The 465-nt window shown below is 64.5% G+C and carries 1 protein-coding gene; it reads left to right on the forward strand.

Annotated features, from left to right (window positions below):
• On the forward strand, positions 1-465 hold a 465-nt coding region (locus tag NV64_RS23585; protein ID WP_199177722.1), incomplete at both ends, for an Ig-like domain-containing protein.

The following is a 465-nucleotide window of genomic DNA, read 5'->3' on the forward strand; positions in this document are numbered from 1 at the left end:
GGCCAGGGCCTGGTGTCCTCGGACAACTTCGCCATCGACACGCAGCTGCCAACCGCCACCATCCAGCTGAGCGACACCGCGCTGCGTGCGGGTGAAACGTCCGTTGTGACCATCACCTTCTCCGAAGCCGTCTCCGGCCTGACCCGCGAAGCGCTGTCGGCGCCAAACGGTACGCTGTCCGAGCTGATCACCACCGATGGCGGGATTACCTGGACCGGCACTTACACGCCGAACGCTGATGTGACCGATGCGACTAACCAGCTGGTCCTTAACCAGACCTGGGTGCGTGACGCGGCGGGCAATATCGGTCAGGGCCTCGTGGAATCGGACAACTTTGCGATCGACACGAAGCTCCCGACCGCCACCATCCAGCTGAGCGACACCGCGCTGAAAGCGGGTGAGGCGTCCACCGTGACCATCACCTTCAGCGAAGCCGTCTCCGGCCTGACCCGCGAAGCGCTGTCG

This window comes from Erwinia sp. B116 (genome assembly GCF_002865965.1).
Lineage (GTDB): Bacteria > Pseudomonadota > Gammaproteobacteria > Enterobacterales > Enterobacteriaceae > Erwinia.